This window comes from Arthrobacter saudimassiliensis (genome assembly GCF_059090665.1).
Window position 1 is genome coordinate 735852 of record NZ_JBNHFX010000001.1, and the last position, 15188, is coordinate 751039.

The window sequence follows — 15188 nt, forward strand, 5'->3', positions numbered from 1 at the left end:
CCGCGGGCCGGGCGATAGGGTGGGGGCATGACGACTCTGGTGTTCCTCGATCCGGCGTTTGAGGACGGCCGGCCGGCGGACGCCGCCGAACCGCAGCTGCTGGCCACCGACCTCGGGGTGACCCGCGGCGACGGTGTCTTCGAGTCGCTGCTGGCGGTGGGCGGCCGGCCCCGCAAGCTGCCGGCCCACCTGGCCCGGCTGGCGGGCTCCGCCGCCGCCCTGCAGATCGAGGCCCCGCCCGCTGCGGCCTGGGAACGGGCGATCGGCACCGCGCTCGCCCGGCAGGTCCGCGCCGAGGGCGACGGCCCCGCCGTCGTGCGCCTGTTCCTGACCCGCGGCCCGGAGGGCGCCGGCACCCCGACCGCCTGGGTGTCCGCGGCGCCGGTGCCGGCGGCCACGCTGGCGCAGCGGGAGCACGGGGTGAAGGTCCTGCTGCTGGACCGCGGCTACGACAGCATGGACGCGCCCCGGCAGCCCTGGCTGCTGCTGGGCGCCAAGACCCTCTCCTATGCGGTGAACATGGCGGCGATCCGGCACGCGAAGGCCAACGGCGCCGACGACATCATCTTCACCTCCTCGGACGGCCGGGTGCTGGAGGGCGCCACCTCCACCGTGCTGCTGGCCATGGAGCAGGACGGGGTGCGGACCCTGCTCACCCCCGAGCTGGAGAGCGGGATCCTGGCCGGCACCACGCAGGCCGCGATCTTCGACGCCGCCGGAAAGGCCGGCTGGGCCCTGGCCTACGGGCCGCTGGAGCCGGCGCATCTGCTGGAGGCCGACGCCGTGTGGCTGGCCTCCAGCATCCGCCTGCTGGCGCCGGTCACGCACATCGACGGCGAGCCGATCCGCACCTCGCAGCGGCTCACCGCCGAACTGTCCGCGCTCGTCGAAGACATCCTCTAGCCGCCCGCGGCCGGCCCGGCGGGCCTAGCTGAGGATGAAGTTGAACGTCCCCGCCGCCAGGGCCGCCGCAACCGCACCGCCGCCGAGCAGCACCCCGTAACCGGCCACCGCGGCATCGAGCGGAGCGAAGGTCGAGGTCCGGGACCAGGTGCGCGGTCCGGCGCCGAACCCCCGGGCCTCCATGGCCGCCGCCAGCCGGGAGGACCGCCGCACGGCCTGAACCAGCAGCGCCAGCGCCTGGCCCGGGAAGTCCTTCAGCCGGGCCGGGCCCGAGGAGCTGCCGGCTCCCCGTGCCCGCCGGGCCAGGCCCAGGGTGCGCCATTCCTCCACCAGCAGCCCCACCAGCCGGACGGCGGCCAGCGCACCCAGGACGAACCGTTCGGGCAGCTTCAGTTTCTGCGCCAGCGCATCGGCGAGATCGGTGGGGTCCACCGCGGTCAGCAGGAACAGGCCGGGCAGGGCAATCGCCAGGCCGCGCAGCGCGATGGCGGTGCCGGCCGCGACGGAATCCGTGGTGAACAGCAGCGGCCCGGCCTGAAGCAGCACCTCTCCGGTCTTCTCCGCGAGCAGGGCGGTGGCGTATCCGGCCAGCAGGGCCGCCGGCAGCACCGGCCAGAACCGCAGCAGGATGGCCGGGCGGATCCGCAGCAGCGGTAGCAGGGCGAGCTCGCCGGCCAGCACCACCGCCGCACTGACCCAGTCCACGGTGGCCAGCACGGCCAGGGTCACGGCCACGGCCGCGGCGAGCAGGGACAGCGGGTTGGCCCGGCGCAGCGTGTTCATGCCCCGGCCCCCCGCAGGACAGCGGCCGGCCCTCCGGCCCCCGCGGCGCTGCCCCCGCCCACCCGCAGGCGGGCGGCGTCGAGCGCGGCCAGGAAGTCGTCGTCGTGCGTCACGGCGACGACAGCGCGGCCGCCCGCGGCCTGCTCGGCGAGCAGGCGCACCAGCTGCGCCCAGGTCCGGGCGTCCTGGCCGAAGGTGGGTTCATCCAGCAGCAGCACCTGCGGCGCCGCCGCCAGCACCGTGGCCACGGAGAGGCGGCGTTTCTCGCCTCCGGAGAGGGTGAACGGGTTGACGTCCATCAGATGCCCGAGCCGCAGCCGTTCGGCCAGCTCCTCGACGGCGGAGTCCCGCTCCCGCCGGATGCGCCGCGGCCCGTAGGCCAGCTCGTCGCGCACCCTGCCGGTGAGGAACTGGTGCTCGGGTTCCTGGAAGACCGTCCCGATCCGCTGGATCAGCTGCGGCGGCTTCCACCGCCTTGGCTCCGCGGCGAGCGTCCCGCGCAGGGCCGACTCGGCGCGCAGCGACCCGGCCCAGGGCGCGGTCAGCCCCCCAAGTGCCAGCGCGAGGGTCGATTTGCCGGCGCCGTTGGGCCCGACGACGCCGAGCACGGTGCCCGCCCGCAGCTGCAGGTCCACCCCGGCCAGCACGGGTCCGGCGTGCCGGTTGCGGGCCACGGCCAGGTCCTTGGCGGTCAGCAGCGCTTCTCCCGGAGCGCCGGGGGCCGGCAGGGGCGGACCGCCGTCGGCCGTCAGCGGATCCAGGCCGGGCACCCACACACCCGCCGCGGCCAGCCGGCTGCGGATGCCCTGCCCGTTCAGCACCTGCTCGGGCGGCCCGTCGGCGAGCAGGCCGCCGTCGGCCGCAAGCACGAGCACCCGGTCCACGACCGGGGCCCAGACCGCGGTGCGGTGCTCGACCACGATCAGAGTGGCGCCGGTGCGCTCCGCGGCGCGGGCGACGGCGTCACGGACCTCCAGCACTCCAGCCGGGTCAAGGTTGGCGGTGGGCTCGTCCAGCAGCAGCAGGCCCGGCTGCATGGCCAGCACGGCCGCGAGGGCCAGGCGCTGCTTCTGGCCGCCGGAAAGGGCGGCGGTGGGATGCCCGTGCGGCAGGTGCCCCAGTCCGACGTCCTCCAGCGCCCGGGCGGTCCGGGCCGGAATCCGTGCTGCGGGCACCTGCAGGTTTTCCGCGCCGAACGCCACCTCGTCGCCCACCCGGGAGAGCACCACCTGGCTCTCCGGATCCTGCAGCACCAGCCCGGCGCGGCCGCGCGCCCGACGCGGGTCGACGCCGTCGATGCTCAGGCGCCCGGACTGCTCGCCGCCGCCGTCGCCCTCGTCGTCGGCAAGGATGCCGGCCAGCGCGTGCAGCAGCGTCGATTTGCCTGCGCCGGAAGCTCCCAGCAGCAGGACCCGCTCGCCGGCACGGATGTGCAGGTCCAGTCCGCTGACCGCGGGCCGGCGGCGCCCGGCGTGCCGCCAGCCGAACCCCTCGGCGCGGACTTCGGCCGGGGCGGCGGGCCGGTCAGGCATCGGCGCTGCGGCCGGCCGCGAACTGGGACAGGGCGCCGGTGCGTGCCAGTGCACGCATCGCCAGCCAGGAGAGCAGGCCCGCGATCACGAGTCCGGACACCGCGGCGAACAGCACGTAGAGGCCCTGCCACTGCGCGGCCCATTCGACGTTGTAGAGGATGTTCTCGCTGACGCCCAGGAAGACCCCGGCGGTCAGCCCGGCCAGCAGCGCCACCGGCAGGGTGTACCTGCGGTAGAGGAAGAGCAGGAAGATCAGTTCCGCGCCCAGGCCCTGGACGGCTCCGGAGAGCAGGACGGACAGGCCGTAGCTGGTCCCCAGGACCATGGACACGGCCGAGGCCAGGACCTCGCAGTAGATCGCGGCACCGGGCCTGCGGATGATCAGCCCGCCCAGGACGCCGGCGATCAGCCAGCCTCCGCTGTAGAGGCCGAGCAGGGGCGGGAAGGCGGCGGTCAGGGCGCCGATGCCGCCGGCGCCCAGGGACCAGGCCCAGAAGACCACGCCCACGGCCACGGAAAGCACGGACGCGGTGACGATGTCCACCACCCGCCAGCGGGCGGAGGTTCGCCAGGATGCGGCGAGCCGGGCGCCCCACCGCGGGCCGGGTGACGGCGTCGGGCGCGGGTCGGGGCTCGGGGACGATGCGGTGGGGCGGGGCTGCGGCGCGCCGCCGGAAGTGTTCTGCATGGAAATCCTCCTGGGTTGCAGGAGGGGAGGGAGAACGCCGGTACCGGCGCCGCCCCTGAGATCTCGACTCCCTTCGCCGGTACTAACCGGATCAGGTTCGAGGGTCTGCGGTGATCCGCACTCTCAGCGCCCTGTGCCGTGCCCGGTGTTCCGGTCCGCGGCGGCGCTCCCCTGTCGTGTGTTGGCGCTACCACTGTACATCCGATCGGGACGCGTGGGGCGGCTGTGTCGTAGGGTGGGGTCAAAGCCCCACAAGCGAAGGAATGCCCATGAACGTGATCCTCAAACTGCTCGGCACAGGCGTCAGCATCCTGGCCGGAATCGTCTCCGCCAAGGCCCTGGACTTCGTCTGGGAGAAGGCCACCGGGCAGGAGCCGCCGAAGGACGCCGAAGGCAGCCTCGAGGCCTCGCTGCGCTCGGCGCTCGTCTTCGCGCTGGTCTCCGGCGCCGTCAGCTCCGCGATCCGCGTGCTCACCAACCGGGGCACCCAGAAGGCCATCCAGCGCTACAAGCGCACCCCCGAGGTCGTCTGACCCGCGGACCTATCCTTCGAGCCGGCGGCGGCTGCGGCTGCCGCCGGCTCCGTCCGTTTCACGGGCGGCAGCCAGCTCCTCGGCGGACAGGTTCCCGGTCTGGTGCACGTCGTCCACCTGCGGATCGGCGTCGGCGCCCTCCTCGGCCTCCTGCGCCTCGGTGATGTAGCGCTGGGCGCGCTCGACGACGTCGTCCAGCTCGTCGATGCTCAGCAGCTCCGGCCGCAGGTGCTTGGTGCGGTAGCCGGCGCGGCCGATCATATGGGCGCTGACCGGGGCGGTCAGCAGCATGAGCAGCCAGCACAGGAACAGGACCGGCAGCAGCTTCCAGCTGGCGAACTCCACCGCCATGGCGGAGAGGAACAGCAGCAGGCCCAGCACCTGGGGCTTGGACGCCGCGTGCATGCGGCTCATCAGGTCCGGGAAGCGCATCAGGCCGATCGCGGCGGCCAGCGACATCAGGGCGCCGCCGATCATGAGCAGGCCGACGACGGCGTCGTGGAGGTTCTGGGACATTGTTACCTCCTGTCCGTGACGAAGCGGGCGACGGTGACCGAGCCGATGAAGCCGACCAGCGAGATCGAGATCAGCAGCGCCAGGTAGTCAAGGTGCCGGTTGACGATCATGTCGGTGGCCAGGCCGGCGCCGACCACCGCCAAAAGCACGTCCGCTGCGAGCACCCGGTCCAGGATGGACGGGCCCAGGATGATCCGGCCGATGGCGCCGAAGGCCGCCACCGCCAGCATCACGGCTGTGATCACGGCAAATACATTCATCATGCGCCTGCTCCCTGCTGTGCGTCGTCGAGCTGCCCGCCGGTGCGCTGTTCATCGGCCCTCAGCAGCTGCAGGTCCTCGCGGCTGCCCATGGTCCGGATCAGCCAGGCCTCGGTGCTGCGCACGTCCCGGCGGATCGCCTCCGCCTGCTCCTCGTTGGCGACGTTCAGGCAGTGCAGGTAGAGGGTGGAGGTGGAGCGGTCCACGTCCACCACCAGCGAACCGGGAATCAGCGACAGCGCGTGGCCGGTGGCGGTGGTGAGCAGGTCGGACCGGGTCCGCAGCTTGACCGCCACCACGGCGTTCCGGATCCGCGGGCCCTTCCGGATCGCCAGCCAGAACACCTCGAAGCTGGCCAGCACCAGCTTGTACAGGAAGCGGACGCCGAACCCGAACGCGTACAGCACGTTGAACCTGCCGCTGAGCTGCACCGGAGGCAGGTAGAAGATGCGCATCACCACGGCGGCGATGACCACGCCGAACGCGAGGTTGGCGAGGCTGAAGTCCTGCCAGAGCGCTCCCCAGACAAAGACCAGCCAGATCAGCAGCGGCAGTTCCTTGAAGACCGAAAGGTGGCGTTTGCGGCTCACGGCATGGCCCCCTCTCCCAGGACCGCTTCGATGTACGGGGTGCGCTCGAGCAGGTCCATCGCGGCGTTGTCGCTGAGCTCATAGAGCGGACCGGCGAAGACGGTCAGGGCGACGCCCAGGCCGACCAGGCCCAGGGTGGCGCCGACCATGCTCTTGGGCAGCAGCGTGACGGCGTCGCGCCCGGAGAACCGGCCGCTGTCGTGGTCGGTGACGTCCACCGAGCTGTTCAGGGTGCGCCCGTCCGGGCCGACCGCCAGCAGGATCGGGTCCGGGTGCACCGCATCCTCCGGGGTGCGCCAGAAGGCGCGGTTCCAGACCCGGGCCATGACCAGCAGGGTCAGCAGGCTGGTGACGGCGCCGGCGGCGACCAGCGCATAGGCCAGCGGCGTGCCCAGGTCCACGCCGGCCTGCATCAGGCCGAGCTTGCCGAGGAAACCGGAGAACGGCGGAATGCCGGCCAGGTTGATCGCCGGAATGAAGTACAGCACGGCCAGCAGCGGCGACAGCTTCGCCAGCCCGCCCAGGCGGTCCATGTTGGCCGTCCCGCCCCGGCGTTCGATCAGCCCGGTGACCAGGAACAGGCTGGTCTGCACGGTGATGTGGTGCACCACATAGAACACCGCGGAACCGATGCCGACCACGGAGGAAACCGCCAGGCCGAAGACCATGTAGCCGATGTGGCTGACCAGGGTGAACGAGAGGAGTCGCTTGATGTCCGTCTGCGCCAGCGCGCCGAGGATGCCCACCACCATCGTCAGCCCGGCAACGACCATCAGCAGCGAGTTGATCCGGTCCCCGGGGAACAGCAGCGTCTCCGTCCGCACCATGGCGTACACGCCGACCTTGGTCAGCAGGCCGGCGAACACCGCGGTCACCGGTGCCGGCGCCGTCGGGTAGGAGTCCGGCAGCCAGAACGACAGCGGGAAGACGGCGGCCTTGATGCCGAACGCGACCAGCAGCATCACGTGCAGCACCATCTGGGTGTCCGGGTCCAGCTCGCCGAGCTTGAGCGCGAGGTCGGCCATGTTGACCGTGCCGGTGGCGCCGTAGACCATCGCGATGGCGATCAGGAACAGCAGCGAGGAGACCACACTGACCACCACGTAGGTGACGCCGGCCCGGATCCGGGGGGTGGTCCCGCCGAGCGTCATCAGCACGTAGCTGGCGGTCAGCAGGATTTCGAAGCCCACGTAGAGGTTGAACAGGTCCCCGGCGAGGAAGGCGTTGGAGACGCCGGCCACCAGGATCAGGTAGGTGGGGTGGAAGATCGAGATCGGTCCGTCTTCGTCGCCGTCGGCCATGCCCTGGCCGGTGGCGTAGATCAGCACCGCCAGGCTCACCGCGGAGGAGATCACCAGCATCATCGCGGAGAACTGGTCCACCACCATGGTGATGCCGAACGGCGGCAGCCAGCCGCCGAGGTTGACGGCCTGCGCGCCGGTCTCCCAGACCGAGGCCAGCAGCAGGCACTCCAGCAGCAGGGTCAGGCTGAGCAGGCTCACGCTGACGATCCGCTGGGAGCGCTGATGGCGGATCAGCAGGAAGGTGACCGCGGCGCCGAAGATCGGCAGGACGACGGCGAGGGGGGCAAGGCTCGGACTCATCGGCGGGCCTCTCCTGTCGTGTTCGGGTTGTCGACGCGCAGCGAACCGGGCGCTTCCTCGGCCTCTTCGGGCGGGGTGAACTCGGTGGTGTCCTCGGGCACGTCGGCGTCGTCCTCGGCGTCGAAGCTGGACTGGCTGGCAACGCGGCGGTCTTCGATGTCCACCTGGACCTCGTCCTGCCGGCCCAGGATCCAGGACCGGTAGACGATGCCGAGCATGAACGCCGTCACCGAGAAGGAAATGACGATCGAGGTCAGGATGAACGCCTGCGGCAGCGGATCGTTGTAGGCCTCCGCGGGGGTGTCCGCGTTGAACAGCGGGGCCAGGCCCTCATACCCGCCGGTGGTCAGCAGCAGCACGTTGGTCGCGTTGCCCAGCATCGACAGGCCGAGCACCACCCTGGTCAGGCTGCGCTCAAGCAGCAGGTAGATGCCGGCGGCGTACAGCGTTCCCATGATCAGCAGAAGGGTGAGGTTCACGCTCATCGGGCCACCTCCCCTTCATTGACGAGCTGCGGTTCCGGCTCGACAAGCCGGCCGCCGGCGTCGTCGTCGTCGTTGCCGTCTTCGCTGCGCTCGTCGATCTCGGAGCCCAGGCTGCGCAGGACGTCGAGCACCAGCCCGACGACGACCAGGTACACGCCGATGTCGAAGATGGTGCTGGTGACGAACTTGACGTCGCCGAACACCGGCAGCGTGAACTCGAGGATCGCGCTCTGCAGCACCTGTCCGCCCAGCAGCAGCGGGCCGGCGGCCGAGAGGGCGGCCAGGCCCAGGCCGCAGCCGAGCAGGGTGCCGGCGGAGACCGGGCTGGCTTCGGCCAGCTCGAACCGGCCGCCGGCCAGATAGCGGATGGTCAGTGCCAGGCCGGCCATCAGGCCGCCCGCGAAGCCGCCGCCGGGCAGGTTGTGCCCGGCCAGCAGCAGGTAGACGGAGAAGATGATCACCGTGTGGAACAGCAGCCGGGTGACCACTTCGAAGATGATCGAGCGCCGCTCCGGTGCCAGTGTCCGGCCGGCCACGAGCCAGGGATTGCGGCGGACGGCGGAGAACTTCCGGGCCAGGGCGAGGGTGGCCTCGCGGCGCGGACTGGCCAGCAGTTCACGCCCCCGGTCCACGGAACCGGTGGCGATGTGCTCGGCCCGGCGCCGGCGGTCACCGCGGCCGCGGACGAAGATCAGCGAGGCGATGCCGGTGGCCGCCATGGCCAGGACGGCGATCTCGCCGTAGGTGTCCCAGGCGCGGATGTCCACGAGCGTGACGTTCACGATGTTGTATCCGCCGCCGCCCTCATAGGCCAGCTGCGGGTACTCCAGCGAGATCGGCGCCGCGGTGCGGGCCGCCATCGCGGACATGGCGATGATGATCATGGTGACGCCGAACGCGATGCCCAGGGCGGCCCGCAGCGCGCGCTGGCCGACCGGCTCCCGCTTCCACATCCGCGCGGGCAGCGACCGCAGGGCAAGGACGAAGGCCACCAGGACGATCGTTTCCACCAGGGTCTGGGTCAGGGCCAGGTCCGGGGCTCCCTGCAGGGCGAACAGCAGCGCCAGCCCGTAGCCGCAGACGCTGACCATCAGCACCGCCAGGAAGCGCTTGTTGGCGCGGGCCGCACCGATGGCTCCGGCGGCGATCGCCAGGGCGATCACCACCTGCAGCGGATTGTCGAACCAATGGAACTCGCCGAGGCCCGGAACGCCGCCGCGGAGCAGGATGATGGCCGGGGCGGCCGTGGCCACGCTCAGGATCACGAACAGGTAGAAGGTCAGCGAACCGCGCTGGGTGCGGCCGGTGACCCACACCGCGACGTCGTCCAGCACGCCGATCAGGCCGCGGTAGGAGCGCTCGGCCTCCAGCGGGACGGAGAGGGCGCGCTGGGCGCGGAAGACCCGGTCACGCAGCAGGAACAGCACGACGCCGGCCGCGAGGGTCAGGGCGGTCAGCCCCAGCGCCGGGGTCCAGCCGTGCCACAGGGCCAGGTGCGTGTCCGGCCCGTCGGCCGGGAAGAGGCCCGCGTAGGAGGCGATGACCTTGTCCACCGGTGCCGGCCAGAGGCCGAAGAGCACGCTGGCCGCGGCCAGGACGGCGGGGGCGGCGAGGAACGCCGGCGGGACCGGCTTGAAGCTGATCGGGTCCACGCCGGGCTTGGCCGCGAACCCTCCCCACACGAAGCGGGCGCTGTAGGCAAAGGTGAGGATGGAACCGACCACCACGCCGATCAGCATGAGCGTCCCGACCGGGCCGGTCTCGGCGTAATGGACGAAGGTCTCGTACACCGATTCCTTGGCGACGTACCCCAGCAGCGGCGGGACGCCGGCCATGGACGCGGCGCCGATGGCGGCCACCACGGCCAGCAGCGGAGCCGCGCGTCCGACGGCGGAAAGCTTGCGGATGTCGCGGGTGCCGGACTGGTGGTCGATGATGCCGACGACCAGGAACAGCGTGGCCTTGAAGAAGCCGTGGGCCACGAGCAGGCCAAGGCCGGCCAGGGCCGCCTCCCGGGTGCCGAGGCCCGTGACAATGGTCAGGAAGCCGAGCTGGCTGACCGTGCCGTACGCCAGGATGAGCTTGAGGTCATGCTGGCGCAGCGCCCGCCAGCCGCCGAGCAGCATGGTGAGCAGGCCCAGCCCGAAGACCATGGGATGCCACAGCGGGGATTCCGCGAATCCCGGGGCCAGGCGGGCGACGAGGTAGATGCCGGCCTTGACCATGGCTGCGGCGTGCAGATAGGCACTGACCGGTGTGGGCGCCGCCATGGCGGCCGGCAGCCAGAAGTGGAAGGGCACCAGCGCGGACTTGGACACCGCGCCGACCAGGATCAGGGCGACGGCGATGTCGATCAGGGTCCCCCGGGCCAGCAGCTCGGGTGCGGCGGCGAGGATCTCGGAGATCCGGTACGTGCCGGCCGCCTGGCCCAGCATGATCATGCCGACCAGCATGGTCAGCCCGCCGAAGGTCGTGACGATCAGCGCCTGCAGCGCGGCCCGGCGCGCCGAAAGGCGGTTCGACGCGTAGCCGATCAGCAGGTAGGAGAGGATCGTGGTGATTTCCCAGAAGATGAACAGCAGGATCAGGTCATCCGAGGCCACCAGGCCGAACATCGAGGCCGCGAAGGCCAGCAGCTGGGCGCCGAAGGAACCCATCTTCGGGTCCTCCGGGCGGAAGTAGCGGGCGCAGTAGAACAGGACCAGCGCGCCCACGCCGAGGATGAGGATCGAGAGGACAGCGGCCAGCGTGTCCATGCGGAACGCGAGTTCCACCCGAAGGTCGGGGATCCAGGGGATGATCACGGCCGGCGGGGCGTTCGGCGCCCCGGATTCCAGCGATTGGTCGGCGCCCGTGTAGCTGGGGAACGTCGCCATCAGCCAGACGAAAGCGCCTGCCGGGACTGCGGCGAGGATGTAGAAGGCCGATCGGCCAAACCAGCGGAAGAATACGGGCGCCGCCAATGCCACCGTGAACAGGACGGTGAGCACAACGAGCACTAGGTTTCTCCCAATCTCTCTCTGGCGAGCGAGTGTCGCGGCCGCTGCCACGGCCGTGCGGATATCAAGATGTCAAGGCGTTCCGGAGCAAAGCCCTTGGATCTATTCTACCCGGGGCATAAACATGGCCGTCACCAACAGCACATCTACAAGCCGCAACGTCCCGCAGGGGCGGCGAAATTCCCGGCGGGAAAACTCCGCCGACGCCGGCACTGCCGCTAGGCTCTGCCTATGGTCTCCAAAGCAACAGGTCAGGGGCGCACCGCCGCGCCCGCCTCACCGCCCGTGCAGCGCCTCCGTGTCCTGGCCTGGGCCGGCTGGGACTGGGGCTCGGCGTCCTTTAACGCGGTCATGACCACCTTCGTGTTCACCGTGTACCTGACCAGCGACGCGTTCGGCGGCGAAGACCACGCCACCTCGGTGCTCAGCTTCGGACTCGCGGCGGCCGGTTTCGCCGTTGCGCTCACCGCCCCGGTGGCCGGGCAGCGGTCGGACCTCGGCGGGCGGCGCCGGCTCTGGCTCTCGGCCAACACGCTGGCGGTCTGCGTGCTCACCGGGCTGTGCTGGTTCGTCTATCCCTCGCCCGAGTACCTGCTCCTCGGCGTCGCCCTGATCTCCCTGGCCCATGTGTTCAGCGAATTCGCCGCAGTGAACTACAACTCCATGCTCACCCAGGTCTCGACGCCGGCGACCATCGGCCGGGTAAGCGGTTTCGGCTGGGCCATGGGATATGTGGGCGGCATCGCCGCCCTGGCGCTGGTCCTGGTCGGTTTCGTGAACCCCGACGTGGGCTGGTTCGGAGTGACCGCCGACGACGGAGAGAACCTGCGCGCCGTCGCCCTGTTCTCCGCGGCCTGGTTCCTGGTCTTCGCCCTGCCCGTGATGTTCGCCGTGCCGGAGGTGCCGCGGCTCGAGCGCGCCGAACGCATGGGCATCGGCGCCTCCTACCGGCTGCTGTTCCGGCGGATCAAGGCGATCTACCGGACCAGCCCGCACACCATCTGGTTCCTGCTCGCCAGCGCCGTGTTCCGCGACGGGCTGGCGGCGGTCTTTACCTTCGGCGGCGTGATCGCCGCCGGAACCTTCGGCTGGGAGCTCACGCAGGTGATCATGTTCGCGATCGCCGGCAACGTGGTTGCCGCCGTCGGCTCGGCGATCGGGGGCTTCCTCGATGACCGGGCAGGCCCCAAGGCGGTCATCGTCGCTTCCCTGATCGGCCTGCTGGTCAGCGGTACGGCGGTCCTGGTGCTGGGCCCGGAGACGCGCAGCTTCTTCGGCACCGAGTGGAGCGGGGACACCACGTTCTGGGTCTTCGGCCTGCTGCTGTGCCTCTTCGTGGGCCCCGCCCAGTCCGCCTCGCGGGCCTTCCTGGCGCGGCTGGCGCCCGAGGGCGAGGAAGGCGAGCTGTTCGGCCTCTACGCCACCACCGGCCGTGCCGTCAGCTTCCTCTCGCCGGCCCTCTTCGGCGCCTGCATCGCCATCTTCGGGGCCCAGCGGTACGGCATCCTGGGCATCCTGATCGTCCTGGCGCTGGGGCTGGCGGCGCTGCTGCCGGTCAAGGCGCCGGGCCGCACGCCGAAGGCCGAGGTGCCGCTGCACTGACCGGCGGCGGGACCGGCGGCCGCGACGGCGCCCCTGCCTAGACGCCGGTGCGGTGGAAGTTCAGGTGGCTGCGGGAGGCGGTGGGGCCGCGCTGGCCCTGGTAACGGTTGCCGTACCGCTCGGATCCGTAGGCGTACTCGGCCGGCGAGGAGAGCCGGAAGAAGCACAGCTGGCCGATCTTGGACCCCGGCCAGAGCTTGATCGGCAGGGTGGCCATGTTGGACAGCTCCAGGGTGACGTGGCCGGAGAAGCCCGGGTCGATGAACCCGGCGGTGCTGTGCGTCAGCAGGCCCAGCCGGCCCAGCGAGGACTTGCCCTCGAGCCGGGCGGCAATGTCCTGCGGGAGGGTCACCGTCTCGAAGGTCGACCCCAGCACGAACTCCCCCGGGTGCAGGATGAAGGGCTCATCGGGAGCCACCTCCACCAGCCGGGTGAGGTCCGGCTGGTCCAGCGAGGGGTCGATGTGGGCGTACTTGTGGTTGTCGAAGAGCCGGAAGTAGCGGTCAATCCGCACGTCGACGCTGGACGGCTGGACCATATCGGGGTCGAAGGGGTCCAGGCCGATCCGCTCGGCGGCGATTTCGGCTCGGATGTCGCGGTCGGAAATCAGCACCTTCTAAAAATAACGCATCGGCACCCGCCAGCCCGGCGCGGCGCCCGGGCCCGCGCACGGTTTCCGGACCGCGCGCCGTCGCCCGGCGCGGTGTGGAAGACTGGGCTGCCATGGAAAACGATCCCAAGGAGGCCCCCATGGACCTGTCCGTGCCGACCGGCAGCCCGACCCCCGCAGGAGACGCACTGGAGGAGGCCATCGAGGCCGGCCGGGAAGGACGCCTCAGCTCCCAGGAGCTGCTCGGCGTGATCTGGACCGCGGAGATTCTCTCCGTGGGCCGGCTGGAGGAGGAAGGCAACCCGGACACGTTCCAGGCGTTGGTGCTGAAGGCTCCCGACGGCGGCGCCCCGGTGGCGGCGACCTTCACCAAGGAGGACCGCATTCCGGCGAAGATCCGCGATGCCGCGCCGGTCATCGTCCGCGCCTCGGGGCAGGCCACCATCCGCAGCATCGCGCCGGGCTACGGACTCGCCATCAACCCCGGTTCCGACCTCGGCCTGGAACTGGGCCCGGAGGGCGTGGAGGCCATCGTCCAGGCGGCCGAGCAGGCCGTGGAACGGGGTGCGGGCGCCCCCGGCACCGACGCCTAGCGGCCGACGGCGGGCTGCGGGCGGTTTACCTGTTTCCACCCGCTTCCCCCCGGTCGGTCACATTTCGGTGCAGGTCAGGGGCGGATTCGTCCGCCCTCCTTGCGGTGTCGGTGCCCGGGCCTAGTCTTGGACCCTCATCAGGAGGGCTGAACCGTGAAATGTGCAATCGTTCCCCCGTACGTACTGGCCCGGATCGCCGAGGCCCACCCCCGCCTCCCGGTCGCGGCCGACGCCGCCCGCCGGGCCCTGTCCGAACTGGAACCGCTGAACCGGGCCCGGCGGGAGGCCGGCGCGTCGGCCGGGCACCGCGGCGGCACCGCGGTGGCCGCCACCCTGCGCCGCCAGGTCAGCGACGCCCGGAGCCGTGAGGAGCTGCCCGGCGAGCCGGTGCGCGGCGAAGGGGACCCGCCTGCGGGCGACCCCGCCGTCGACGAAGCCTACGACGGCCTCGGCGCCTTTTATTCGTTCCTGGAAGCGGCGTACGGCCGCTCCTCGCTGGACGGGGCGGGTTTCGGGCTGGAGGCCACCGTCCACTACGGGCGCGAGTACGACAACGCCTTCTGGGAGGGCAGCCGGGTGGTCTTCGGCGACGGTGACGGCGAGGTGTTCAACCGCTTCACCGTCTCGCTGACCGTCATCGCGCACGAACTGGGACACGGTCTGGTCCAGTTCGCCTCTCCCCTGGATTACCAGGACCAGGCGGGGGCGCTGAACGAATCGCTGTGCGACGTCTTCGGGGTCCTGGCGGAGCAGTACCTGAGGCGGCAGGCAGCCGACGACGCCGCCTGGCTGGTGGGCGCCGGGCTGTTCACCCCGCAGGTCTCGGGCGCGGCCCTGCGCTCCCTGAAGGCGCCGGGCACCGCCTACGACGACGACGTGCTCGGGCGGGACCCGCAGCCGGCCACCATGGCCGGCTACGTGCAGACGTCCTCCGACCACGGCGGCGTGCACATCAATTCCGGCATTCCCAACCACGCGTTCTACCTGGCCGCGGCCCGGCTGGGCGGCTTCGCGTGGGAACGGGCGGGCCAGATCTGGTACGACACCCTGACCGAGCAGCAGCTGCCCCGGGACTGCACCTTCCGGACCTTCGCTGCGGCCACGGTGGCCGCGGCGGAAAAGCGCTACGGCGTCGGAACGGTTGAAACCTCGGCTGTGCAGGCCGCATGGGAAGCGGTTAACGTCATGCTATGAGACTCACTGTCGTGCGCAGCGGCGGGCTGGCCGGTATGCGGCGGACATGGAGCGCGCAGCTCAGCTCCGAGGAGGCCGAGCAGCAGTGGCTGCCGCTGTTCCGGCACCCGCCGGACGCGGACGACGCCGGCGCCGACCGTTTTACCTATGAGATCTCCGTGGGCCCCGCTGCGGTGACCATCCCCGAGGCCCGCCTCACCGGCCCGTGGCGGGAGCTCGTGGAGCGCGCCCGGGCAGGCGACGACGGCCGGCCGGGCGGGGGCGGCGGCCGCGGCTGAGCCCCGCCGGCGCCGTCC

16 protein-coding genes and 1 riboswitch are annotated in these 15188 nt (G+C 71.3%); of the genes, 6 read left to right on the forward strand and 10 right to left on the reverse strand.

Going from position 1 to position 15188, the window contains the following annotated elements:
• The first annotated feature begins 27 nt into the window (after nt 1–27).
• The gene (locus AC5RV6_RS03370) at nt 28–903 is read left to right on the forward strand and encodes an aminodeoxychorismate lyase (RefSeq protein WP_494005860.1); all 876 of its coding nucleotides are present in this window, start codon (nt 28–30) and stop codon (nt 901–903) included.
• A 24-nt stretch (nt 904–927) separates the two neighbouring features.
• Here the strand turns inward: AC5RV6_RS03370 and AC5RV6_RS03375 are convergent, their stop codons facing one another.
• Genes AC5RV6_RS03375 through AC5RV6_RS03385 form a run of 3 tightly spaced genes read right to left on the reverse strand, consistent with a single transcriptional unit; the run spans nt 928 to nt 3906 of the window.
• Nucleotides 928–1686: an energy-coupling factor transporter transmembrane component T family protein gene (locus AC5RV6_RS03375; RefSeq protein WP_494005861.1), complete on the reverse strand. Its 759-nt coding sequence runs from the start codon at nt 1684–1686 to the stop codon at nt 928–930.
• Nucleotides 1683–3218 carry an ABC transporter ATP-binding protein gene (locus tag AC5RV6_RS03380; RefSeq protein ID WP_494005862.1) on the reverse strand — a complete coding sequence of 512 codons (1536 nt, stop codon included), beginning with the start codon at nt 3216–3218 and terminating at the stop codon, nt 1683–1685. The genes AC5RV6_RS03375 and AC5RV6_RS03380 overlap by 4 nt, the downstream gene beginning before the upstream one ends.
• Nucleotides 3211–3906: an ECF transporter S component gene (locus AC5RV6_RS03385; RefSeq protein WP_494005863.1), complete on the reverse strand. Its 696-nt coding sequence runs from the start codon at nt 3904–3906 to the stop codon at nt 3211–3213. The genes AC5RV6_RS03380 and AC5RV6_RS03385 overlap by 8 nt, the downstream gene beginning before the upstream one ends.
• 51 nt (nt 3907–3957) lie before the next feature.
• Nucleotides 3958–4089: riboswitch (TPP riboswitch) on the reverse strand.
• Between the two features lie 86 nt (nt 4090–4175).
• Here AC5RV6_RS03385 and AC5RV6_RS03390 point away from each other — a divergent pair.
• Nucleotides 4176–4439 carry a DUF4235 domain-containing protein gene (locus tag AC5RV6_RS03390; protein ID WP_494005864.1) on the forward strand — a complete coding sequence of 88 codons (264 nt, stop codon included), beginning with the start codon at nt 4176–4178 and terminating at the stop codon, nt 4437–4439.
• 9 nt (nt 4440–4448) lie between these two features.
• Here AC5RV6_RS03390 and mnhG read toward each other — a convergent pair whose 3' ends face one another.
• Genes mnhG through AC5RV6_RS03420 form a run of 6 tightly spaced genes read right to left on the reverse strand, consistent with a single transcriptional unit; the run spans nt 4449 to nt 10893 of the window.
• Nucleotides 4449–4955 carry a monovalent cation/H(+) antiporter subunit G gene (gene mnhG, locus AC5RV6_RS03395; RefSeq protein WP_494005865.1) on the reverse strand — a complete coding sequence of 169 codons (507 nt, stop codon included), beginning with the start codon at nt 4953–4955 and terminating at the stop codon, nt 4449–4451.
• A gap of 2 nt (nt 4956–4957) precedes the next feature.
• A complete protein-coding gene (locus AC5RV6_RS03400) occupies nt 4958–5218 on the reverse strand; it encodes an MrpF/PhaF family protein (protein ID WP_494005866.1) in 261 nt (86 codons plus the stop codon).
• On the reverse strand, nt 5215–5805 hold the full coding sequence (locus AC5RV6_RS03405) for a Na+/H+ antiporter subunit E (protein WP_494005867.1): 591 nt from the start codon (nt 5803–5805) through the stop codon (nt 5215–5217). Before AC5RV6_RS03405 ends, AC5RV6_RS03400 begins: the two co-directional genes overlap by 4 nt.
• Nucleotides 5802–7409: a Na+/H+ antiporter subunit D gene (locus AC5RV6_RS03410; RefSeq protein WP_494005868.1), complete on the reverse strand. Its 1608-nt coding sequence runs from the start codon at nt 7407–7409 to the stop codon at nt 5802–5804. Before AC5RV6_RS03410 ends, AC5RV6_RS03405 begins: the two co-directional genes overlap by 4 nt.
• Complete coding sequence (locus AC5RV6_RS03415; protein ID WP_494005869.1) at nt 7406–7894, reverse strand: Na(+)/H(+) antiporter subunit C; 489 nt, start codon at nt 7892–7894, stop codon at nt 7406–7408. Before AC5RV6_RS03415 ends, AC5RV6_RS03410 begins: the two co-directional genes overlap by 4 nt.
• On the reverse strand, nt 7891–10893 hold the full coding sequence (locus AC5RV6_RS03420) for a Na+/H+ antiporter subunit A (protein ID WP_494005870.1): 3003 nt from the start codon (nt 10891–10893) through the stop codon (nt 7891–7893). Before AC5RV6_RS03420 ends, AC5RV6_RS03415 begins: the two co-directional genes overlap by 4 nt.
• A gap of 231 nt (nt 10894–11124) precedes the next feature.
• Here AC5RV6_RS03420 and AC5RV6_RS03425 point away from each other — a divergent pair, with 231 nt between their 5' ends.
• Nucleotides 11125–12495 (forward strand): MFS transporter, encoded by a 1371-nt coding sequence (locus AC5RV6_RS03425; protein WP_494005871.1) that lies wholly within the window; start codon nt 11125–11127, stop codon nt 12493–12495.
• 37 nt (nt 12496–12532) lie between these two features.
• Here AC5RV6_RS03425 and dcd read toward each other — a convergent pair whose 3' ends face one another.
• Nucleotides 12533–13108 (reverse strand): dCTP deaminase, encoded by a 576-nt coding sequence (gene dcd / locus AC5RV6_RS03430; protein WP_494005872.1) that lies wholly within the window; start codon nt 13106–13108, stop codon nt 12533–12535.
• 110 nt (nt 13109–13218) lie between these two features.
• Here dcd and AC5RV6_RS03435 point away from each other — a divergent pair, with 110 nt between their 5' ends.
• From AC5RV6_RS03435 to AC5RV6_RS03445, 3 genes are all read left to right on the forward strand, one after another.
• A complete protein-coding gene (locus AC5RV6_RS03435) occupies nt 13219–13698 on the forward strand; it encodes an SseB family protein (RefSeq protein ID WP_494005873.1) in 480 nt (159 codons plus the stop codon).
• A gap of 153 nt (nt 13699–13851) precedes the next feature.
• On the forward strand, nt 13852–14892 hold the full coding sequence (locus AC5RV6_RS03440; protein WP_494005874.1) for a M4 family metallopeptidase: 1041 nt from the start codon (nt 13852–13854) through the stop codon (nt 14890–14892).
• Nucleotides 14889–15170, forward strand: a complete 282-nt coding sequence (locus AC5RV6_RS03445; RefSeq protein ID WP_494005875.1) for a protealysin inhibitor emfourin — start codon at nt 14889–14891, stop codon at nt 15168–15170. The genes AC5RV6_RS03440 and AC5RV6_RS03445 overlap by 4 nt, the downstream gene beginning before the upstream one ends.
• Nucleotides 15171–15188: the final 18 nt, after the last annotated feature.